Source organism: Achromobacter sp. JCM 18799 (assembly GCF_055395645.1).
In genome coordinates this window covers 4,309,118-4,330,625 of the sequence record NZ_AP043866.1, presented here as the reverse complement: position 1 = coordinate 4,330,625, position 21,508 = coordinate 4,309,118, and the positions used below count along the sequence as shown (strand labels likewise).

At 65.8% G+C, this 21,508-nt stretch carries 20 protein-coding genes and 1 tRNA gene; 13 read left to right on the top strand and 8 right to left on the bottom strand.

The genetic code is table 11. The features are described from left to right. Window positions 1–2 precede the first annotated feature (2 nt). On the top strand, window positions 3–1,529 hold the full coding sequence (locus ACZ5YA_RS20385) for a 3-hydroxyacyl-CoA dehydrogenase (RefSeq protein WP_464091150.1): 1,527 nt from the start codon (window positions 3–5) through the stop codon (window positions 1,527–1,529). 95 nt (window positions 1,530–1,624) lie between these two features. Here the strand turns inward: ACZ5YA_RS20385 and ACZ5YA_RS20380 are convergent, their stop codons facing one another. From ACZ5YA_RS20380 to ACZ5YA_RS20370, 3 genes are read right to left on the bottom strand one after another with little or no spacing between them, the layout of a single operon-like run. Further along, a complete protein-coding gene (locus tag ACZ5YA_RS20380) occupies window positions 1,625–2,590 on the bottom strand; it encodes a Bug family tripartite tricarboxylate transporter substrate binding protein (protein WP_059377320.1) in 966 nt (321 codons plus the stop codon). Between the two features lie 41 nt (window positions 2,591–2,631). Beyond that, entirely contained in the window at window positions 2,632–4,011 is a 1,380-nt protein-coding gene (locus ACZ5YA_RS20375; RefSeq protein ID WP_059377322.1) for a dihydroorotase, read from the bottom strand. A gap of 34 nt (window positions 4,012–4,045) precedes the next feature. Further along, complete coding sequence (locus tag ACZ5YA_RS20370; protein WP_118933369.1) at window positions 4,046–5,110, bottom strand: CobW family GTP-binding protein; 1,065 nt, start codon at window positions 5,108–5,110, stop codon at window positions 4,046–4,048. Window positions 5,111–5,323: 213 nt separating this feature from the next. Here ACZ5YA_RS20370 and ACZ5YA_RS20365 point away from each other — a divergent pair, with 213 nt between their 5' ends. Further along, window positions 5,324–6,097, top strand: a complete 774-nt coding sequence (locus ACZ5YA_RS20365) for an IclR family transcriptional regulator (protein ID WP_118933368.1) — start codon at window positions 5,324–5,326, stop codon at window positions 6,095–6,097. Between the two features lie 18 nt (window positions 6,098–6,115). On the opposite strand, the gene ACZ5YA_RS20360 is transcribed toward ACZ5YA_RS20365, so the two are convergent. After that, on the bottom strand, window positions 6,116–7,021 hold the full coding sequence (locus ACZ5YA_RS20360) for a LysR family transcriptional regulator (protein WP_059377335.1): 906 nt from the start codon (window positions 7,019–7,021) through the stop codon (window positions 6,116–6,118). Between the two features lie 92 nt (window positions 7,022–7,113). On the opposite strand from ACZ5YA_RS20360, the gene ACZ5YA_RS20355 reads away from it, so the two are divergent. From ACZ5YA_RS20355 to ACZ5YA_RS20340, 4 genes are read left to right on the top strand one after another with little or no spacing between them, the layout of a single operon-like run. Continuing rightward, window positions 7,114–7,908 (top strand): SDR family NAD(P)-dependent oxidoreductase, encoded by a 795-nt coding sequence (locus ACZ5YA_RS20355; protein ID WP_059377338.1) that lies wholly within the window; start codon window positions 7,114–7,116, stop codon window positions 7,906–7,908. A 16-nt stretch (window positions 7,909–7,924) separates the two neighbouring features. Next, entirely contained in the window at window positions 7,925–8,746 is an 822-nt protein-coding gene (locus ACZ5YA_RS20350) for an SDR family NAD(P)-dependent oxidoreductase (RefSeq protein ID WP_118933367.1), read from the top strand. Window positions 8,747–8,769: 23 nt separating this feature from the next. Then, entirely contained in the window at window positions 8,770–9,282 is a 513-nt protein-coding gene (locus ACZ5YA_RS20345; protein WP_059377342.1) for a carboxymuconolactone decarboxylase family protein, read from the top strand. Between the two features lie 44 nt (window positions 9,283–9,326). Next, a complete protein-coding gene (locus ACZ5YA_RS20340) occupies window positions 9,327–10,292 on the top strand; it encodes a Bug family tripartite tricarboxylate transporter substrate binding protein (protein WP_464091149.1) in 966 nt (321 codons plus the stop codon). A gap of 75 nt (window positions 10,293–10,367) precedes the next feature. Here ACZ5YA_RS20340 and ACZ5YA_RS20335 read toward each other — a convergent pair whose 3' ends face one another. After that, window positions 10,368–11,285, bottom strand: coding sequence for a c-type cytochrome (locus ACZ5YA_RS20335; RefSeq protein ID WP_306635027.1), 918 nt, complete (start codon window positions 11,283–11,285; stop codon window positions 10,368–10,370). 232 nt (window positions 11,286–11,517) lie between these two features. Between ACZ5YA_RS20335 and ACZ5YA_RS20330 the strand changes: the two genes are divergently transcribed. The 3 genes from ACZ5YA_RS20330 (at window position 11,518) to ACZ5YA_RS20320 (ending at window position 12,653) form a co-directional block, all read left to right on the top strand. Further along, a tRNA-Arg gene (locus ACZ5YA_RS20330) sits at window positions 11,518–11,592 on the top strand. A gap of 388 nt (window positions 11,593–11,980) precedes the next feature. Then, window positions 11,981–12,346, top strand: coding sequence for a type II toxin-antitoxin system RelE/ParE family toxin (locus tag ACZ5YA_RS20325; RefSeq protein ID WP_059377349.1), 366 nt, complete (start codon window positions 11,981–11,983; stop codon window positions 12,344–12,346). Beyond that, a complete protein-coding gene (locus ACZ5YA_RS20320) occupies window positions 12,339–12,653 on the top strand; it encodes an XRE family transcriptional regulator (protein WP_059377351.1) in 315 nt (104 codons plus the stop codon). Before ACZ5YA_RS20325 ends, ACZ5YA_RS20320 begins: the two co-directional genes overlap by 8 nt. 100 nt (window positions 12,654–12,753) lie before the next feature. On the opposite strand, the gene ACZ5YA_RS20315 is transcribed toward ACZ5YA_RS20320, so the two are convergent. Genes ACZ5YA_RS20315 through ACZ5YA_RS20305 form a run of 3 tightly spaced genes read right to left on the bottom strand, consistent with a single transcriptional unit; the run spans window position 12,754 to window position 16,762 of the window. Then, the gene (locus ACZ5YA_RS20315; RefSeq protein WP_059377355.1) at window positions 12,754–13,509 is read right to left on the bottom strand and encodes a GntR family transcriptional regulator; all 756 of its coding nucleotides are present in this window, start codon (window positions 13,507–13,509) and stop codon (window positions 12,754–12,756) included. Next, complete coding sequence (locus ACZ5YA_RS20310; protein ID WP_464091148.1) at window positions 13,506–15,275, bottom strand: glycerol-3-phosphate dehydrogenase/oxidase; 1,770 nt, start codon at window positions 15,273–15,275, stop codon at window positions 13,506–13,508. The genes ACZ5YA_RS20315 and ACZ5YA_RS20310 overlap by 4 nt, the downstream gene beginning before the upstream one ends. Continuing rightward, a complete protein-coding gene (locus tag ACZ5YA_RS20305) occupies window positions 15,272–16,762 on the bottom strand; it encodes an FGGY family carbohydrate kinase (RefSeq protein WP_464091147.1) in 1,491 nt (496 codons plus the stop codon). Before ACZ5YA_RS20305 ends, ACZ5YA_RS20310 begins: the two co-directional genes overlap by 4 nt. 178 nt (window positions 16,763–16,940) lie before the next feature. On the opposite strand from ACZ5YA_RS20305, the gene ACZ5YA_RS20300 reads away from it, so the two are divergent. Genes ACZ5YA_RS20300 through ACZ5YA_RS20285 form a run of 4 tightly spaced genes read left to right on the top strand, consistent with a single transcriptional unit; the run spans window position 16,941 to window position 21,500 of the window. Then, window positions 16,941–17,975 (top strand): substrate-binding domain-containing protein, encoded by a 1,035-nt coding sequence (locus ACZ5YA_RS20300; protein ID WP_059377361.1) that lies wholly within the window; start codon window positions 16,941–16,943, stop codon window positions 17,973–17,975. Continuing rightward, complete coding sequence (locus tag ACZ5YA_RS20295) at window positions 17,972–19,495, top strand: sugar ABC transporter ATP-binding protein (protein WP_464091146.1); 1,524 nt, start codon at window positions 17,972–17,974, stop codon at window positions 19,493–19,495. The genes ACZ5YA_RS20300 and ACZ5YA_RS20295 overlap by 4 nt, the downstream gene beginning before the upstream one ends. Before the next feature lie 41 nt (window positions 19,496–19,536). After that, window positions 19,537–20,523 carry an ABC transporter permease gene (locus ACZ5YA_RS20290; RefSeq protein WP_464092865.1) on the top strand — a complete coding sequence of 329 codons (987 nt, stop codon included), beginning with the start codon at window positions 19,537–19,539 and terminating at the stop codon, window positions 20,521–20,523. After that, complete coding sequence (locus tag ACZ5YA_RS20285) at window positions 20,520–21,500, top strand: aldo/keto reductase (protein ID WP_280015250.1); 981 nt, start codon at window positions 20,520–20,522, stop codon at window positions 21,498–21,500. The genes ACZ5YA_RS20290 and ACZ5YA_RS20285 overlap by 4 nt, the downstream gene beginning before the upstream one ends. Window positions 21,501–21,508: the final 8 nt, after the last annotated feature.

Genomic DNA, 21,508 nt, shown 5'->3' with positions numbered 1-21,508 from the left:
TGATGAAGGAGATTCAAACCATCGGCGTCGTCGGCGCCGGGGCCATGGGGCGCGGCATAGCGCAGATCGCGGCGCAAGCCGGGCTGCGCGTGCGCCTGTACGACACCAGCGCGGACGCCGTCGCGGCCGCGCGCGAGTCGCTGCGCCAGACCTGGGACAAGCTGGCCCAGAAAGGCAAGATGAGCGCCGCCGACGCGCAGGCGGCGCTGGGGCGCGTGGAATCCGCCACCGCGCTGACCGACATGTCGAACTGCCAGCTGGTGGTGGAAGCCATCGTCGAGCGCCTGGACGTCAAGCGTGATCTGTTCGCCGCGCTGGAAGGCGTGGTGGCAGAAGACTGCATCCTGGCGTCGAACACCTCGTCGCTGTCGATCACCGCCATCGCCGCCGCCTGCAAGCGGCCGCAGCGCGTGGCCGGCTACCACTTCTTCAACCCCGTCGCGCTAATGAAGGTGGTCGAAGTCATCGACGGCCTGCGCAGCGCGCCCGAAGTCGGCGACGCGCTGGCCGAGCTGGCGCGCCGCATGGGCCACACGCCCGTGCGCGCCAAGGACATGCCCGGCTTCATCGTCAACCATGCCGGCCGCGGCATGAATACCGAAGGCCTGCGCGTGGCGCAGGAAGCCGTGGCGACCTTCGCCCAGGTCGACGCCGTGATGCGCGAGCAGGCCGGTTTCCGCATGGGCCCGTTCGAACTGCTGGACCTGACGGCGCTGGACGTGTCCCACCCCGTCATGGAATCCATCTACCGCCAGTTCTTCGACGAGCCGCGCTTCAGGCCCTCGCCGATCACCACCGTGCGCCTGGCCGGCGGCCTGATCGGCCGCAAGGCTGGCGAAGGCTTCTACGTCTACGCCGACGGCCAGAAGCAGGTGCCGGCCGAGCCGCCCGTACCCGCGCTGCCCGAGAACCTGAAGGTCTGGGTCAGCCCCAAGCACGCCGAAGGCTACGCCCGCGCCGCCGCGCTGGTCGAAAAGCTGGGCGCCACGCTGGTGACCGGCTCCACGCCTGACGCCGACGCGCTCATCCTGGTCACGCCCTACGGCGAAGACGTCTCCACCACCGTTTCCGCGCAAAGCCTGAACGCGGCCCGCACGGTCGGCCTGGACACGCTCTACGCCTTCGACAGCGCCAAGCGCCGCACCATCATGGTGTCGCCCGCCACCGAAGCCAAGTGGCGCGACGCCGCGCATGCGCTGCTGGCCGCCGACGGCGTGCCCGTCACGGTGATCGAGGATTCGCCCGGCTTCATCGCCCAGCGCATCGTCGCCACCATCGTCAACATCGCCAGCGACATCGCGCAGCAGCAGATCGCCACGCCCAAGGACATCGACCTGGCGGTGACGCTGGGCCTGGGTTATCCGGTGGGTCCGCTGGCCCTGGGCGACAAGCTCGGCGCCGACCGCATCCTGGAAATCCTGAAGAGCATGCAGCGCGTGACCGGCGATCCGCGTTATCGCCCCAGCCTGTGGCTGCAACGCCGTGTGCAGCTGGGCATGTCGCTGACCAAGGCGGCTGGCGAACAGTGATGCGATGAGCATGACAGGCGCCGACCTGGCATGCGCAAGAAAAAAACCCGCAAGACATCGTGTCTTGCGGGCTTTTTTTTGCGACGCCGGCCGCCTCAGTTCGCCGGCTTGACCCCGATCAGGGACACCAGCGGCGTCCACAGCGCGATGTCGTCGCGGATGCGGCGCGCAAACTTCTCCTTCACTTCGCCTGCCCGCGGCTGGCTGCCGGACGCGTCGAATTTGCTCAGCACGTCCGGGTCGCGCAGCATGACCTGCACGGCGTCGGCCAGCCTGTCCACCACTTCGGCGGGTGTGCCGGGGGGCGCGAACAGGCCATTCCAGGTTTCGATCTCGTGGCCGGAGATGGTGTCGGCGATGGCCGGGACGCCGGGCAGCTGAGGTACGGGCTGGCGGCTGGATACGCCCAGGAAGCGGATGCGGCCGCTGTCCTTGTACGGCAGGATCTCCGAGATGTTGGCCGAGTAGAGATCGGTCGTGCCGCCCATGGTGTCCAGCAGGGCGGGCGCACCGCCGCGATAGCCGATCAGCGTCGCCTCGATACCCGCGCGCTTGAGAAACACCAGCACCGACATATGCGACATCGACCCCTCGCCGCCGTGCGCGACGGTCAGCGCGCCCGGTTTGGCCCGGCCATACTCGATCAGTTGCGCCAGGTTCTGGAAACGCGAGCTGGACGGCACCGTGAGCACCAGCGGATTGCTGGCGATGTTGGCGACCGGCACCAGATCGTTCAACGGGTCGTAACGCACATTGAACAGGAAGCGCACCAGCGAAACCTGGCCGATGGAACCCACCATCAGCGTGTTGCCGTCGTTGCGCGAGCGTATCAACGCATCGGTGGCAATGGTGCCGCCTGCGCCGGCCTGGTTCTTCACCACGACCGACGAGCCCAAGGTGCGGCGCAGCGAATCGGAGGTAATGCGCGCCACATAGTCGGTGTTGCCGCCGGGCGGATACGGCACGATCAAGGTGATGGCGGTCCCGTCCTGGGCGCGGACCAACGCGGGCAGCAGCAATGGCGCAGAGGCCAGCAGCCGCGAGAACTGACGACGATTCATGATGTTTTCCCCTTGTGTCGTAGTGGTGCGCGGCCTGGGCTTCAGCGTACCGCGGCAGCCATCTGGCCGCCGCCCTTGGCGCCGACCACTTTACCGTCCGCATACACCGTGGCGCCGCGCACCAGCGTATGCACCGGCTTGCCCTTGAGGCGGCGGCCGGCATAGGGGCTCCAGCCCACCAGGCTGAGCACGTCCTCGTCGCGCACTTCGTATTCCGTCTCCAGATCGACCAGCACCAGGTCGGCGTCCAGGCCCACGCGGATTTCGCCCTTGCTGCGCAACCGGAACAATTCGGCGGGCTTGGCCGAACATGCCTCGGCCACGCGTTCCAGGCTGATCTTGCCTTCCTGGGCCGCCGTCAGGAACATGCTCAGGTAGAACTGCGTCGACGGCGTGCCGGTGTGGGCTTTCCAGCCATCGGTCCAGCCCACTTCCTTTTCTTCGCGCGTGTGCGGCGCATGGTCGGTGGCGATGATGTCGATCGTTCCGTCGTTCAGGCCTTCCCACAAGCCCGGCACGTTCTTCTCCGGCACCCAGTACGACAGCGCATACGAGCCCAGGCGCTGGATGGCCGACCATTCGCAACCCAGGAACAAGGCCCAGGGATTGATTTCGCAGGTGACCTTCTGGCCCGCCGCCTTGGCCTCGCGGATGAGCTGGACGCTGCCGGCGGTCTGGGTGTGCAGGATGTGCAGATGGCAGCCGGCCGCCTTCTGCAGGCGCAGCAAGGTGGCGATGGCGGTTTCCCAGATCACGCCGTCGTGGGCGGCGTAGGCGCGCGCATAGGCGAGGGCGTCGCGCTCGCCCCGGTCCCAATAGGTCTGTTCGATCACGTCCATCAGGGCCTGGTCGTGCGGATGCACCATCAAGGGCACGTCCAGTTCAGCGCAGCGCTGCATGATGCGCAGCAGCTTGCCGTGGTCATGCACGCCGATGCCGGGCATGTGCGGATAGTCCCGTCCCGTGTCCACCACCATGAAGATCTTGAACGCGGCGATGCCCGTGGCGGTCATGGCTTCCATTTCCGACTCTATCGTCGGCGCCGGGTTGAAGTTCCAGTCGACCACGGCATCGCTGCGGTAGATGGCGAACTGCTTCTCCAGCAGGTCCAGCGAGTTTGGCGGCGGATTGACGTTGGGCATGCCCACGCTGGTGGTGACGCCGCCAGCGGCGCATTGCTGCGTGGCGGTGAGGATGGTGTCCTTGTACTCGAATCCCTTCTGCGAACCCTGGCGGTGGTGCGAATGCATGTCGATGGCTCCTGGCAATACTGCCAGGCCGCTGGCATCGATGACGTTGCGCGCGTCGGGTTCGCTGCCGGCCTCGTACAAGCCGGCGATCTTGCCGTCGCGGATGCCGATGGAGGCGCGCACCTGGCCCTGGGGAGTGACCACCAGGCCGTTCTTGATCAAAGTGTCCATGCTGTTTTCCTTGTGATGGGGAATGCCAAAACGATCAGGCCGCGCGGGCGGCAGGCGGGAGGGCGCGCTGGCGCACCGTGTTCCAGACCTGCAGGACGTAGTCCTTGCTCAGGCCCTTGGTGATGAAAACCATGCGGGATTGCCGGTCTGTGTCGGGCCATTGCGGCAACTCGGCAGGCGGATGGAACAGGCGCTGCACCGCTTGCAGCACGATGGGGCGTTCGTGGCCAGCGATGTGCAGGATGCCCTTCACGCGCAGCAGTTCGTCCGGGTGCGCCATGACCAGCGCATCCAGCCAGGCGCTGACCTGCGGCCAGTGCAAGGGGGCGGCGAAGTCCAGGCAGAAGCTGTCGATGCGCGCATGGTCATGGTCATGGGCATGCGCGTGTTCATGGTGATGCCCGTGCCCGTCCGCGTAGGGCGCGGCGTTGAGCCATTGCCGGGCCTGCTCCGGGCGCACGTCCATGTCATAGACGTCAGGACCTTCCAGCACGGAAGCATCCGGCCGGGTCGCAAGGTTGCAGGCCACGCGCGTGGCGCCCGGATTGACGCGCGCAAGCGTGTCCATCAGCGCTGCGAGTTGCGCTCCGGGCAGGTCAGTCTTGGTGACGATCAAGGCATCGGCGACAGCGACTTGCTTGACGGCCTCCGGGTGCGCGGCCAGGGTGGCCGGACCGTTGACGGCGTCCACCACGGTCAGCACGCGGTTCAGGCGGAACGAGCGCGCCACCGGAAATGTCATCAAGGCCTGGATGACCGGCACCACGTCGGCCATGCCCGTGGTCTCGATCAGGACGCGGTCGAAGGCCGGAATCTGGCCGGCGCTGCGCTTGGCGCGCAAATCGCGCAGCGTCTCGACCAGATCGCCTTGCACGGTGCAGCACAGGCATCCCGTGCTCAGTTCGATGGTGTTGTCGTTGCTGCTGGCGATCAGGGAATGATCGATGCCGATCTCGCCAAACTCGTTGACGATGACCGCCGCATCGGCCAGCGCGGGGTCGCGCAGCCAATGATTCAGCAAGGTGGTCTTGCCGCTGCCCAGGAAGCCCGTCAGCAACGTGACGGGAATACGCGGTTCGGGGGTCTCACCGTTTGCCATGATCCACCTTTGCAAAAAACATCAAATTCGCAACCATTGCGATTAAATGGATTTTTGCATCGAGTTGACGCTTTGGCAAGCCCCCGCGATTTCGCACCGTTGGCCCCGGGGAGCAGACGGGAGGATGGCGCTGCTAGAATCGCGGGGGAATAAAATTTCGCAATGGATGCGAAATTTCGCGCCGTAGAGGCGTAACGACAGGGAGAGGGCGACGTGGCGGGTGAAATCAGGACGCGCAACCGGATACTGCACATCCTGCAGCTCTATGACAGGAGCGCCGCATGGTCGGTGGAGGAAATCGCCGTTGAAATGGATGTGTCGGTCAGCTCGGCCTATCGCGACGTGCAGGAACTGGTGCGCGCGGATTTCCTGACTCCGGTGATGGGCGCGCGCTATGTGCTGGGACCGACGTTTGCCCATTTCGATCTGCTGATGCGCCATGGCGACCCCTTGCTCAAAGTGGCGGAGCCGCTGATGCGGCGGCTGGTGGCGGCAACCACGCCTTCGTCGGCCTCGGTGCTCACGCGCAGCTACCAGGACAAGGTCATGTGCATCCACCAGGAAATCGGCGATCCGGCCGCGCGCGTCGGCCGCTATGAACGCGGCGCCACCATGCCGATGTTCCGAGGCGCTACCTCCAAGGTCATCCTGGCGCACCAGAGCCGTCGCGCCCTGGAGCGCATGTACCTGGCCCATGAAGAGGAAGTGCGCGCCATTTCGCACTGGAAGAGCCTGAAGGACCTGTGCCTGGAACTCGATGCCATCCGCGAGGCGGGCGTCGCCGTCAGCGATTCAGAAATCACGCCGGGGACCACAGGCATTGCAGCGCCCATTTTCCTGGAGCAGCGCGTGGTGGCCGGACTGAGCCTGATCGTGCGTACCGAGCATTGCCGTCTCGAGCCTTTCCGCGCGGCGGTCATCGACGCCGCCAGCCAGATCAGCAGCCAGTTGGCCGCGGTGGACGGCGCCTGGGTCGCCCGCACCTGAACACAGGCCTCCAGCCGCTCAGTCGGATCGCAACTGGCGGTCCCGGCCCAGGCGGCGCAATTCATCCAGCGTGTGGCGCAGCAACTCCGAGGGCTCGCTCTCCCGCCGGACATACATGCCGACCGAGCGCGAGAGCGCCTGCCGCAGGCGGGTCTTGCGCACGCCGCGCTGCGTCGCGTTGTCCAGCGACGACTCCGGCAACAGCGCAATGCCGCAGTTGTGCTGCACGAAGCGCGCGATGGTGTTCAGGTCCCGCAGGGAATAGAGTGGATTGAAAGGCTGGGACGCGGCCTGGAAGGCGCGTTCGGTCAGGACGCGCACGCTGGTGCCAGGCGGCATGCTGATCAAGGGCAGCCGGGCCAGTTCCGTGGGCATCCAACGCGTGACGTCCGGTTTGATTTGGACGCTGTGGAACAGCACGAAGGGCTCGGTAAACAACTCCTGATAGACCAGGTCGGCAGCGCCTTCCTCGTTCATCGTGGTCACGGCAATGTCCACCCGCCGCTCGCGCAGCAATTGCAGGGCTTCGTTGGCGATGGGATCGTAGACCTCCACGCGGACCCGAGGGTGCTTGCGCGCGAGACTCTGGATCAATAGCGGGATGAGCGACGCCGCAAGCGTGGGCAAGGCCGCGACGGCGACGCGGTTGTTGCGGTCGCGCAGCCGATGGTCCAGTTCCAGCATGCCTTTCTCGTGCAGTGCCGTGATCTTGCGCGCGATCTCCAGGATGTCCTGGCCTTCGCGCGACAGGCGCACCATGCGAGTGGTGCGCTCGAAGAGTTTGACGCCCAGCGTCTCTTCCGTTTCCTTCAGCAGTTTGCTCAGCGTGGGCTGAGTCACATGCAGCATTTCGGCGGTCCTCTGGAAGCTCAGGGTCTCTGCCAGCAGCACGAAGATGCGCAGTTGTCTCGTCGTCAGATTCATTCTTCTTGTCTATCAATGCCGTTCAAATTGGAACTTAACCGGAGGAGCCGGCTGCCTTAGCCTCTACATCACGATCTTTCTCTGGAGCTGGGATGTTTCGTCTTGATGGCAAGGTAGCCCTGGTGACCGGTTGCGGCACGCTGGGCGAGGGGTGGGGCAATGGCAAGGCCGCCGCGGCGGTGCTTGCCAGGCAGGGCGCGGCGATTTTCGGTTGCGACCTGAACATCGACGCGGCGCGCCAGTCCGCGCAGGCCGTGGCCGCCGAGGGCGGCAAGATTACGGTCCGGCAGTGCGACGTCACGGATGGCGGCCAGGTGGCGGAACTGGTGCGGGCCTGCATGGACACATACGGCCGCATCGACGTGCTGGTCAACAACGTGGGCCGCTCGGAACCGGGCGATCCGGTCTCCATGCCGGAGGATCTTTGGCACGATCAGATCCAGGTGAACCTGACCTCCGCCTTCCTGTGCTGCAAGCACGTCATCCCCCTCATGAAGAGCGCCGGTGGAGGATCGATTATCAACATTTCATCCATCGCCGGGCTGCGTTATGCGGGCAAACCCCAGGTCGGCTACGCCGCCGCCAAGGCCGCCTTGATGCAGATGACGGCAACCACGGCTGTCATCTATGCGCAAGACGGCGTGCGGCTGAACTCGGTGGTCCCGGGACTGATGTTCACGCCCCTGGTGGAGCGCCTGGCGCAGAAATACGCCAAGGGCGATTACGAGGGGTTCGTGGCCCACCGCCATGCCCAGGTGCCGGCGGGCCGCATGGGCGACGCCTGGGATGTGGCCCATGCCGTGGCTTTCCTGGCCAGCGATGAGAGCCGCTACATCACGGGGCAACAGATCGTGGTGGATGGCGGCATCACCATGGCGACGCGTTGAGCGGAGGACAGTCGCGATGCATGTGCATGAGCAAGCGAGCGCCGGGCGCCTGGCGGGCAAAGTGGCCTTGATCTTCGGCGCAGGTTGCGTCGGACCGGGATGGGGCAACGGGCGAGCGATCGCCGTGCGTTTCGCCCAGGAGGGGGCTGTGGTGGTCGCGGTGGACATGCGGCCGGAGTCCTTGCCCGAGACTCTGGAGTTGGCTGGGCGCTACAGGTCCCGCATCGAAACCCACATCTGCGACGTGGGCGACGCTGCCCAGGTCGCCGCGTTGGTCGAAACCGTGGCGCGGCGGCACGGGCGGATCGACATTCTGGTCAACAACGTGGGAGGCCCCATTCCCGGCGGTCCGGCGGCGCTTACGCAAACGGATTGGCATAGGCAGCTCGACCTGAACCTGACCTCGGTGTACACGACCTGCCACTACGTCCTGCCCATCATGGAGGAGCAGGGCGCCGGCGCCGTGGTCAACGTGTCCTCGACCTCGGCCATACGCTGGACCGGCGCGCCGCAGGTCGGCTATGCGGCCGCCAAGGCGGGCGTGATGCAGTTCGGCCGCGTGGCCGCCGTGGAATACGCCAGCAAGGGGGTGCGCATCAATACGGTCTTGCCGGGCCAGCTCCATACGCCGCTGGTCGATGCCTTCCTCGCTGGCCAGCAGAGCGCGGGCGATATCGACGCCCTGCTGGAGCGGCGGCGGCGCCGCATTCCGCTGCCGTTTTCCGGCGATGGTCGGGACACGGCCAATGCCGTGCTCTTTCTCGCCTCGGACGAGGCGCGTTTCATCACCGGAACCGAGTTGATCGTGGACGGGGGCATGAGCGCCCGCTGCGACTGAAAACCAAGCTGAGGAGAATCACGATGGCGCGAATTGAATATGCGGATATCGCCAGGCCGGAGATCCGGCCGCTGGTCGAACGCATCGAACGGGAGCGGTCCAGCCTGCCGAATCTCTATCGGATGCTGCTCAACAGCCCGCCGGTGGCGCAAGGCTGGCTGGCCTATCTCACGGCGATACGCCAGCACAGCGGGCTTGCGCCCAAACTGCGGGAGATGCTCATCCTGCGCGTCGCGGTGCTGAACCAGGCCGATTACGAGTTCGATCAACATCTGCCGATCGCCTTGAAGGCGGGCTGCAGCGAAGATCAGGTGCAGGGCTTGAAGACCGGCAATTTCGCATCGCTGGACTTGGGCGAACGCGCGGCCATGGCGTATTGCGACGAGATGACGCGCGACATCCGGGTCCGGGACGTCACGTTCGCGGCCATCCGCGAGGCTTTCGATGCCCGCGCGATCGTTGAGATCACGGCCACGGTGGCCGCGTACAACATGGTGTCGCGCTTTCTGGAGGCGATACAGATCGACCACGAATGAACGGCTTCTTGCACAGCCGGTAAATAAGAAAACAGGAGACATGCATGCACAGCTTCAAACGATTTGGTGGCGCGTTCGCATCCCTTGCGCTGGGCCTGGCCCTGAGCGCGACAGCCCATGCCGGCTATCCGGCAAAGCCGGTGCAACTGATCATTCCGTTCGCGCCCGGCGATACCGACCAGATGCTGCGGCCCATCACCGAGAAGATGGGGAAATACCTGGGCCAGCCCATCGTGATGAACTACAAGCCCGGCGCGGGAGGAGGCATAGGCGCGGCATACACGGCCTCGGCGGCGCCCGACGGCTATACCATCGTGGGCAGTTCGCCGGGGGCGCTGGTAGTGGTTCCGCTGGCCAACAAGGAAATCAAGTACACAACGGAGTCCTTCGCTCCGGTCGCCGCGATATCCCTGGGCGGCATGATGATCGTCGCGCCCGGGAAGTCCAGGTACAAGACCCTGGCCGACGTGGTGGCCGACGCCAAGGCGCGTCCCGATGCCATCTCCTACGGCACCTCGGGAGCCATGGGCATCAGCCATCTGTTGGGCGAAACGTTCGCCTCGGAGGCCAAGGTCAAGTTGCGCCACATTCCCTTCCAGGGCAGCACGCCGGCGGTCACCGCCTTGTTGGGCGGCCACACGGATATCGCCGTGTCCGCAGTGGGGCCGGCGCAGGCGCATATTCAGTCCGGCGGCTTGCGGCCACTGGCCGTCTTCAGCAGCAAGCGGTTGTTGGCCTATCCGGACGTGCCGACCCTGCGCGAACTGGGCTACGACGTCGGCAGCCCCACCATCTACGGGCTGATGGCGCCCAAGGGCACGCCGCCCCAGGTGGTCGACGCCTTGTACCAGGCTGCCCGCAAGGTCGTGGCGGAGCAGGGCGATGAGGTGAACAAGACCCTGGGCGGCATAGGCGCGGAAATCAGCGTGCTGAGCCCGCAGGAGTACGGCGCCTATCTGCAGGAGCAGCGAGCGTTGTTTTCCAGGGCGATCGGCCTGATCCGCGAATAATCGGCGTGCCAGCGCGCGCAAAGAAAAAGCCCCTTGATTTGCTCAAGGGGCTTTTTTCATCATGGGAGGCGAGTCTTACTTCGCCGCATCCACCATGTACTGCACCGCTGCGCGGATGTCGTCTTCCGAGGCGTTGGCCGCGCCGCCCTTCGGGGGCATCGGCGGCTTGCCTTGCATGGCGACCTTGACCATCGCGTCCATGCCGGTCTTGATGTACGGATCCCAGGCGGCCTTGTCGCCGAACTTGGGGGCGTTGGCCACGCCGGTGGCATGGCAGGCGAAACAGACGCTCTTGTACAGCTTTTCGCCGGCCGGGTTGACTGCCGCGGCTTGCGGCGCGGCGGCCTGGGCTGCCGGAGCAGGGGCAGGCGCCGCGGCGGCCGGTGCAGCGGCCGCGGGGGCAGCAGCAGCTGGGGCAGCAGCCGGCGCCGCAACTGCGACGGCAGGAGCGGCAGCGGCTTCCTTCTTGTCGCCTTCCGCAGCCGGAGCGGCGGGTTCGGGCAGCGAAGCGCCCGACTTGTTGGCCATGTACACCACGGCGCGCGCGACTTCGTAGTCGGACAGCGTGGGGTTGCCGCCCTTGGCGGGCATGCCGCCCTTGCCGTGCAGGGCCACGTTCATCATGGCATCGTAGCCCGCAGTGATGAAGGGCGCCCAGGCGGCGTTATCGCCCACCTTGGGTGCGCCAGCCACGCCGGCGGTATGACAGGCCGTACAGACGGCGGCGAAGACCTGTTCGCCGGTCTTGAAGACCTTGGGGGCATTCGCATCGACCAGCTGGAAACCCGCGACGGGGGCGATGCGCTTGGCGACGGCTTCCTGGGACAACGTGTCCGAACCCGCTCCTGTCTTGGTGCCCGAGACCACCATGTTCACCAGTAGGATGATGATGGCGATCGGGATCACGAAAGACAGGACGATCGTGACGATCAGTTGCTTCGGGGTCTTGATGGGGGAGGAGTGCTCTTCTATGTGTTCCTGCTCGTTGCTCATGACCAAATCCTGCTAACGGGTACCGGGGGCGCCTGGCGGCGGCAACAGAAAATCAGTACTGCACAAGTCGGCGGCATGAAGAGCCCGCCTTGCAAGCAAACGCTGGATTATATAACGGTGTCATAGACACGAGTCCAATGCAACCGACGGGGTTTTCGCTGAGTTTGACGGAAGATTTGATCCAGTTCATGCAGTTCAGCGAAAACTGGGTACAATACCGCCTCCTTGCGCTGCGCCCGTAGTTCAATGGATAGAATGAGAGTTTCCGAAGCTCTTGATACAGGTTCGATTCCTGTCGGGCGCGCCACCAACTCCAAGACTAAGAATGGCTTGGGTCCACACTGGGCCTGACGTGGCTGTTCCGACTCCGGTTCAGAAGGTCTGATTGGCCTCTCCGGAAGATGCCGCGCAGCAAGTCGCCGCATCTTGTCTCCTCCTCGCTGATTTGCGATCTTGTCGATCCACTTCGAGTAGACCTCGAAGAGCAGCTCCTCGCGTATGCGCTCCCGAATGTCTAGCTCCCGCAACTCTGATCTCCAGATTCCGAGGGCTGCGGTGCCGGCCATCCACTCGCGGCGGAAGTTGTACCGACTCCCCCGGAGGCAATCTTCTGAGGATTCAAGCAGAAGGAATATTCCCTTGATGGAATATTCCTTCGGGGCTATAATTCGGTTGCCGTGCTGACGGGGGGAGCGATGGCCTGGGAAGTCGAGTTCACGGACGAATTTGAGGTTTGGTGGAATGGTCTGTCGGAGCGAGAACAGGAGTCTGTCGCCGCTACCGTTGGTCTTCTGGAAGCTCGTGGCACCACCCTCGGCTTCCCGCATTCCAGCGGCATCAACGGTTCCAAGCATGAGCACATGCGGGAGCTTAGGACTCAAGCCGGAGGCCGCCCGCTGCGCACGTTGTATGCCTTTGATCCAAGGCGAGCGGCAATTTTGTTGATAGGCGGGGACAAGACGGGCAACGATCGTTGGTATGAAGAGTTTGTGCCGTTGGCAGACAAACTATATGACGATCATTTGAGATTATTGCGAAAGGAAGGGCAGATAAATGGCTAAGAAATTTGGGACGCTCCGCGCCGCCATGTCGCCGGAATCACAGCTTCGCGCCAAGGCTGCCACAGAGCAGATGCTTCAAGAGATGCCGCTTCAGGAACTGCGACAGGCACGAGGTTTGTCGCAGAAAGTTCTGGCAGAGGTGTTGCATGTTCAACAGCCGTCCATTGCAAAAATGGAGAAGCGGACGGACATGTATATATCGACGTTACGAAGCCACATTGAGGCAATGGGTGGCAAGCTTGAAGTGGTCGCTCGTTTCCCGGATGGCGCTGTCAAGATCACCAATTTTTCTGATCTGGCCGCGTAGAGTCTGGGGTCATAGGAGAGCAGTCCAGTCCGCCGCGGATCCTTGCGCGGACTGCCAACGCTCTTGATCCGATCGCCAAATCTGCAAGCTTCCTGCCGTCTCAGGTTGTAGTCTGCACATGCAGCCGGCTGGACTTGCAGCGGTGCAAGGCGCGGTAATGCTCCAGCGCGCGCCCGTTGGCGCCATAGGCGATGGACTCGATGCGCAGCAGGGGTTCGGGTTCCTTCATGCCCAGCAATTCGCAGGTCTGGGCGTCCGGCTGCACCGCGTCGATCCAACGTTCCGCGCGCACGATGCGCAGGCCGTACTGCCTGCGCAGCACGTCATACAGCGAGCGGTTTTCCAGACGGGTGCGGTGCAGGCCCGGCACCAGATCGGCGGGCACCGCCGTTTCCACCAGCAACTGCAGTTCGCCATCGACGCTGCGCAGGCGCTTGAGCGCCACGACCTGGCTGTCTTCGGCCAGCCCCAGCGAACTGGCTTCGTGCGTCGTGGGTGCGCGCAGTTCCTGCAGCAGCACCTGGGTGCGTACCGTGCGGCCCTTGCGTTCCATTTCGTCCGAAAAGCCCAGCACGGTGGACACGAAGTCTTCGTCGCGCTCGCGCGCCGATACGAAGGCGCCCTGGCCGCGGATCTTGTAGATCAGGCCGTTGCGGACCAGGTCCGCCAGCGCTTCGCGCACGACGATGCGCGAAATGCCATATTGCTCGCCGAACTCGGCCTCGGTGGGCAGCTTGTCGCCGACGGCCAGTTCGCCTTGCAGGATCTTGCCGCGCACCACGTCGCGGAACTGAGTCCAGAGCGGGGCGCCGGCGCTGCGGTCCAATATGGCTTCGGTGGAGATGGGGCTGCTCATGTCGTCAAAGAGTTTGAAATCGAACCTGTAGCCAAGGCGGATTCGGCGGGCTCTGCCCAGGACGCCTCGTCTGGAGGAAGTTGAACACAATGCCGGTCCCGCAGCGTCGCGGTGCAGGCTCGTAACTCGTCTTGCCGGCGCGCAAGGCTCCAGCTCAGCTCGGCCGCGGCGATATCCGCCAGTTCCGCCAGCAGTGCCGGCGTGACTTGGCCGCGGATGGCCAGCAAGGTGCGCCGGATCACCAGGTCGGCCAGGTGCTGCACAGCCGTTTCGCGGCACAGATAGCGGATCTCGGCGGTTGAATGATCTGGCGCGTGGCGCAAGGGCTTATCGCCCGCCGCGGCGAAATCCGCCGCCATGGCGCCTGCCCGTGAACCATAGCGCATGAACAGTTCGGCGACGCGCCCGCGGTCCAGCGCGGCGGCTGCCTGAATGCTGTCCAGAAAGCGTTGGCGTCCCGCCGCATCGGCGGGCATGCCCGCCCCGCCGCCGATAGCCACCTGCTCGGTCGACTGGCGCCGTGCGCGGCCCAGCTGCTGCAGCACCGCGTCGGCCGCCAGTTGCGCCAGCGAACGGAAGGTCGTCCACTTGCCGCCGACCAGGCACACCATCGGCACCTCGCGTCGGGCGTTGGGCGGGTCGATCACCACCGCGTGATCGCGCGATATCTGTCCGGGCTTGTCGGCATCCGACTGGGCCAGCGGCCTGACGCCCACGTAAGTGTAGACCACGTCCTTGCGGCAGAAATGCAGGCGGGGAAACACCTCATGCAACACGTCGAGCAGGTAGTCGATCTCCGCCGGCTCGGTCGCGGCGAGGTCGGGATCATCAATCGGAATGTCGGTGGATCCCACCAGCACCCGGTCCAGGAACGGGTAGACGATGCACACCCGGCCGTCGGACGCTTCGAAGTAAGCCATGCGCCCCTGGAGCGCGGCGCGTAGCGCCGGATGGTCCAGGATCAGGTGTGACCCCTTGGTGCCCATGACGCGCGAGCCATCGCCTTCCAGGGCGCCGGCCGCGCGGTCCAGCCAGGCGCCCGTCGCGTTGACCACCGTGTCGGCCGTGACTTGCACGGATTCGCCGGTCAGCGCATCGCGCAGCGTAATGACGCGGCCTTGGCAAGCCGTCACGCTGCAGTAGTTCGATGCGACCGAGGCCGGATGGCCGCGATGCGCATCGTCGATCAGCTCCAGCACCAGCCATTCCGGATGCCGTATCCAGGCGTCGTAGTACGTGGCCGTCCAGCGCACCGCCGCGCCGAACAGCGTACTGTCCGCCGCCGGCACGCGTTCGATGCGATGTTCCGGCATGACGCGCTGGTTGCGGCCCAGCTTGTCGTAGAGGCGCAAGCCCAGTCCCACCACGCACCGCCCGCGCGCGCCCGGCGAGGCGTTCAGGCCGGCAAAGCGCAGCATGCTGCCCCACAGGCCGCCGAAGCGGCTGGATAGCGGCACCACGGTTTCCAGCGGCTGCACCAGATGCGCCGCGTTGCGCAGCAGCAGATTGCGTTCGCGCGTGGCTTCGGCCACCAGGGAAAAGGATCCGCTTTCCAGGTAGCGCAAGCCGCCGTGGATCATGCGCGATGGCGCGCTGCTGGCGCCTGCGGCCACATCGCCCTTGTCGACGATCAGGCAATCCACGCCCTGCAGCGACAGGTCGCGGAACACGCCAGCCCCGTTGATGCCCGCGCCAACGATCACGGTGGAAAAATGGCGGCCCGCCAAGGAGGCCGGGCGCACGAAAGGCGAGGTGCGCGGGGTCATCGGGCGGGTCCCGCGAGATGGCCGAAAGCAGGGGCCATGCTGTCCACCAAGCCATGGAAGCTGTCGTAGAAGTCGGCGTGCGCCTGCGCTTCGGCGGCAAGGGGCTCGACCCGTTCGCATGGGGCGGGCAGCAAGTCATCGCCGCCAGGGTTTTGCGACAGCGCGGCATACAAGGCGGCGCCGCGCGCGCCGGTTTCGTCGTCGCCGCAGCGTTCCACGGCGTGGCCCAGAAAGCCCGCCAGCAGGCGCGCCAAGCGCAAGTCCCGGGCGCCGCCGCCCAACGCGGCCACTCTGCCCGGCACGCCCAGACCAAGCGCCGCCAGGCGTTTCAGATGCCGCGCGTGCAACGCCACCACGGCGTCGACCACGGCGCGCGCCATGTGCGCGCGGGTGTGATGCCCTTGCAGGCCGACGTATCCCGCGCTGGCTCCCGCCGGCCAGCTGCCGCCATTGATGAAGGGCAGAAAACGCAGACCCTCGGCTCCCAAGGGCACCTCCATCGCGCAATTCACCGCCGCGGCCGCATCCTGGAACTGCAGGGTGCGCGCCAGCCAGGCCACGTTCGCCATCGATGAGGGACTGTTTTCCAGATAGAGCCTGCGATCCGGATCGCCGAAGCTGACGATGGCGCCGACTTCCGGCTTCGGTTCGCGGGCCGGCGCCACCACCGCATTCACGCACCAGGTGCCGAGTACGGCCACGGCATGGCCCTGGCGTTCTGCATTCACCGCTTTCAGCGAGGCGAGCAGATCGATTGCGCCCAGCGCCACGGGCAGGCCGGCCGGCAAGCCGAAGGCGGCCGCCTGGGCTGGCAGTAGCCGGCCGATCACGGCGCCGCTGGGCGCGATGGGCGCCAGCGCCGTGGCGGCCAGGCCGGACAGGCCGGCTGCCTCGCAAGCCATCGTGGACCAAGTCCCGGCATCGAGCGACAGCAGGCCCGCCGTACTGGCGTCGCTGGCGTCCGTGGCGATCTCGCCGGTCAACAGGAACCCCAGATAGTCCTTGGCGAACAGCAGGTGGCGGATGCGGCCGAGTTGACCGGCGTCCGCGCCGTAGAGTTCGGCCGCGATCAGCGACGACTGCCCCGACCATGGCCGGCAGCCGACTTCGTCATACAGCGCGTCGCCCATGCGGCGGCCCAGCGCCCGGGCGCGGGCGGCGGCGCGCTGGTCGGTCGATGCCACCGCGCGGCCTCCCAGCAATTGGCCGCTGGCATCCAGCGCATACAAGCCGGCGCCATGGCCCGTGCAGCACAGCGCGCGCACGTCGGCCACGCGCGGACCCAGTTGGGCGGCCACGCCTTGCAAGGCCCGCGCCAGCGCCGTGTGGATGGCGTCCGCGGGCAGCTCGCAACCGCCTTGCGCCAATTGCCGATAGGGCAGCGCGCCGCCCGATGCGGCCAGTGTGGCGCCGCTCCCAGCCTCGAAGGCAACCGCCTTCAAGCCCGTGGAGCCCATGTCTATGCCGAGGTAGATGTCTGTTCTCATGTCATAACATTGTCTACGGAAATTTCACGCAGGATAGCAGTGTTTCCCCTAGTAATTTAAAAAATCCGGCTGCAATATAGTTCAGCGATGTCATAACAACGATTCGACCGAAACAGGTTGAACAACAGGCACCGAGGGCTGCAGGGTTCTTGGAACGATGCGAAAAAAGGAGCGGAACATGAGACGAGATTTCTTGAAGACCGTAGCGGCGGCGGGCGCCGGCCTGGCGAGCGCCAACGCCTTTGCGCAGAACACCCCGCAAGCCCCCGGGCTGCGCGGCAACGCCAACGATGTCTACGTGATGAACGTGATGGTGTCCGGGGTGGAGTACTGGTTTCCTGTCTACGAAATGATGAAACAACTGGGCCATTCGCTCGGCGTGCGCACCCGCTATTCGGGCACGCCCGAATACGACGTCAACAAGCAGCTGGCCTCGTTCGAGCAGGAACTGGCGCGCAAGCCGGCCGGCATCCTGCTGCATCCCATGAACCCCGACCCCTTCATCGAACCCATCAACCGCGCCGCGGCCATGGGCATTCCGGTGGTGACCTTCGCGGCCGACTCGCCCAATTCCAAGCGCGTGTCGTTTGTCACGTCCGACAACGACCGCGAAGGCGCGCAGGCCGCCGACGCCATTGCGGCCTCGCTCAATGGCAAGGGCGAGTACGCGGTGCTGGAAAACCCCGGCCAGGACAACCATGACCGCCGCGTCGCCGCCTTCATCAATCGCATGAAGACCCAGCACCCCGGCATGAAGCTGGTGGGCCGCGCGGCCAGCAACCAGGATCCGAACAAGGCATACCAGGCCACGCTGAGCCTGGCGCAGGCCAACCCCGGCCTGGGCGCGCTGTTCATGCCTGAAGCCAATTCGGCGCTGGGCGCGGCGCAGGCCTCCATCGAGACCAAGAAGAATATCAAGGTCCTGTGCTGCGACGTGAACGCCAAGATCCTGGACATGATCAAGTCGGGCGAGGTCTTCGGCTCCGTCAACCCGAACCAGGGCGTGCAGGGCTACATGGGCATGATGCTGCTGTTCCTGGCGCGCAACCAGCAACTGATCGACCCGATGAACGACGCCAAGCGCAACGGCACCAACCCCATGGCCGTGCCGTTCCTGGACAACGGCCTGTCCATCGTCAGCAAGGCGAACGCCGACGACTTCTATTGGGACAAGTACCTGGCGCGTCGCGGCACCAAGGGCATCAACGAATGAAGGCGCCCGCAGCGCTGCTGGAACTGCAAGGCATCAGCAAGCAGTTCGGCGCGTCCAAAGCCCTGGCCGACGTGCGCTTCACGCTGCGCCGGGGCGAAATCCATGCCTTGTGCGGCGAGAACGGCGCTGGCAAGTCGACGCTGATGAAGATCATCGACGGCATCCATCAGCCGGACAGCGGCGACATCTACCTGGAAGGCGAGCGCGTGGTCATCAATGGGCCGGCCCATGCGATGCGCCTGGGCATCGGCCTGGTCCACCAGGAAATCTCGCTCTGCGGCGACGCGACCGTGGCCGAGAACATCTTCATGCCCATGATCAGCGCCGGCGCGCAGGCCTGGATGGACTATGCCGGCCTGCAAGAGCGCGCCGCGGCCGTGCTGCGGCGGCTGGGCCAGGACATCGATCCGGGCTTGCGGGTCGATGCGCTGGGCATATCCAGCCAGCAGTTGGTCGAGATCGCCCGCGCCTTGACGCTGGACTGCAAGGTGCTGATCCTGGACGAACCCACCGCCGCGTTGACGGAAGTGGAGTCCGTGGCGCTGTTCCGCGTATTGCATGACCTCAAGGCCCAGGGCATCGGCATCGTCTACATCAGTCACCGCATGGCCGAGATCTTCGAGCACTGCGGCCGCGTCACGGTGTTGCGGGACGGCCGCGACGTGCACAGCGCCGATATTGCGGCGCTTTCTCCGGATGCGCTGGTGCGCTGCATGGTGGGCCGCGACCTGGGCAACTATTACCCGCCCCGGCAGGCGGCTGGCGATGCGCCGGCCGAGACCCTGCTGGAAGTCGAGGACCTCGCCGATGGCGCCGCCGTCCACGGCATCTCGTTCACGCTGCGCCGGGGCGAAATCCTGGGCATCTCCGGCCTGATGGGCGCGGGCCGCAGCGAGCTGGCCGAAACCGTGTGCGGCCTGCGGCGCGCGCGGCGAGGCGCCGTGCGGCTGCGCGGCCAGCCCCTGCGGCTGCGCCGCTACGCCGATGCCCTGCGCCACGGCATCGCCTACCTGAGCGAAGACCGCAAGGCCGCCGGCCTGTTCCTGGACATGCCGATCGAGCAGAACGTGTCTTCGATGGCGCTGCGCCGCATCAGCTCGCGCTTCGGCCTGCTCAAACGCACGGCGGAACGCAGCCTGGCCGTCGAGCTGGGCGCCCGGCTCAGGCTCAAGTCGGACGGCGTGGCGATCGATGCCAGTTGCCTGTCGGGCGGCAACCAGCAGAAGGTGGCCATCGCCAAACTGCTGGCGACCCGCCCCTCGGTGCTGCTGATGGACGAACCGACGCGCGGCGTGGACGTCGGCGCCAAATCCGAGATCCATCACCTGCTGCGCGACCTGGCCAATCAGGGCGTGGGCGTGGTGGTGATCTCGTCCGAGCTGCCGGAGATCATCGGGCTATGCGACCGGGCCCTGGTCATACGCAACGGCAGGCTCGCCGGAGAACTGGCGGCAAGCGAGATGACGGAAGAAAAACTGCTGCGGCTGGCCTCGGGCCTGACCGCCGAGGAGGCCACATGACGAGCGACCTGAAAACCCAGCCGGCGGCGCAAGCGGTCCTGATGCCTCCCGCCGCCGGCCTGCCGACGGAGCCCCGCCCAGGGCGCCGGCTGGGCAGCTTCCGCGAAGCGGGACTGCTGCTGATCATCGCCGCGTTGTGCGTCGTCATGAGTTTCGCATCGCCGCATTTCCTGACTTGGGAAAACGTGCGCGCCATGCTGCTGTCGTTTTCCATCGAAGGCATCGTGGTGGTCGGCATGACCATTCTGGTCATCGTCGGCGGCATCGACTTGTCGGTGGGCTCGGTGGTCTGCCTGGCCATGGTCATCACCGGCAAGCTCTTCCTGCTGGGGCTGGACCCATGGACCGCGAGCCTGGCCGCGATCGCCGTCTGCACGATGGTGGGCGCGCTTATCGGCAGCTGCGTCACGCGCATCGGCCTCAGCCATTTCATCGCGTCGCTGGCGTTCATGGTGATCGTGCGCGGCCTGTGCCTGGCAATTACCCAGGGTACGCCGCAATCGCTGTTCTCATTGCCCCCGCAGTTCAAGTTCATCGGGCAGGGATCCATCGCGGGCATACCCGCCGTCATCCTGATCTTCGCAGCCATCGTCGTCGTCAGCGACTTCGCGTTGCGCCGCGCCTCCTTGTTGCGCAAGGTGTTCTACACCGGCAGCAATGAAAAGGCGGCGCTCTATGCCGGCATCCGCACCGGCCGCGTGAAGTTCTGGGTCACGGTGCTGTGCTCGACCTTGGCCGGCGTCGCCGGCGTGGTCTACACGGCCCGCTTCGGCGCTGCCACGCCCAACTTCGGCGTGGGCATGGAACTCAACGTCATCGCGGCGGTTGTGATCGGCGGCGCCAGCCTCAAGGGCGGTTCGGGCACCGTGCTGGGCGCGGTGTTGGGCCTGGCCCTGCTGTCGGTCGTTACCAGCTCGCTCATCCTGCTAGACGTGTCGCCGTACTGGCAAGACGTCGTGAAGGGGCTGATCCTGCTGGGCGCCGTCACCGTCGACCATCTCATGAACGTCAAAAAGGTTTCCCGATGAAGACTACAACACTGGGCGCGTCCGGCATCGTCTGCGAATCCGTCGGCCTGGGTACCTGGGCCATGGGCGGCTGGATGTGGGGCGGCGGGGACGACGCGGCCGCCATTGCCGCCATCCAGGCGTCCCTCGACGCGGGGGTGCGGCTCATCGACACCGCGCCTGCCTATGGCCTGGGGCATGCCGAAAGCCTGGTCGGCCAGGCCCTCAAGGGGCGCCGCCAGCAAGCCGTCATCGCCACCAAATGCGGACTGGTCTGGCACACCCGCCAAGGCGAGCATTTCTTCGACGAGGAAGGCCAGGCCGTGCACCGCCACCTGGGCCGCGCCTCCATCTTCCACGAAGTGGAGCAAAGCCTGGCGCGGCTGCAGACGGACTATATCGACCTCTACATCACCCATTGGCAGGACGCCGGCACGCCCGTCGCCGAGACCATGGACGCCCTGTTGGATCTGAAGCGGCAAGGCAAGATCCGCGCCATCGGCGTCAGCAACGTGGATCCCGGCACCTTGACGGAATACCTGCGCCATGGCCCGGTCGACGCCATCCAGGAACGCTACAGCCTGATCGACCGCGAGATCGAAGCCACGCTGATGCCGCTGTGCCGCCGCCACAACGTCGGCATCCTCGGGTACTCCTCGCTGGCGCTCGGCCTGCTGGCGGGCCCCATCGATCCGCAACGCCGCTTTACCGGCGACGACCAGCGTGCCGGCAACCCCCGCTTCAGCGTCGCCAACCGCAGCCGGCTGCAAGGCTTCTTCGCGGAACTGGAGCCGCTGCGCCAGCGGCTGGACTGCTCGGCTTCGCAGCTGATGATCGCCTGGACCACGCGCCCAGGCGGCGTGTCCGTGGCGCTGTGCGGCGCCCGCACGCCGCAGCAGGCCATGCAGAACGCCGGCGCCGCCGCGCTGGAACTCTCGCCTGAAGACCTCGGCGCCATCGACCAGGCGGCCGGGCGCCACCTGCAAACACTGGATTGAACAAGGAA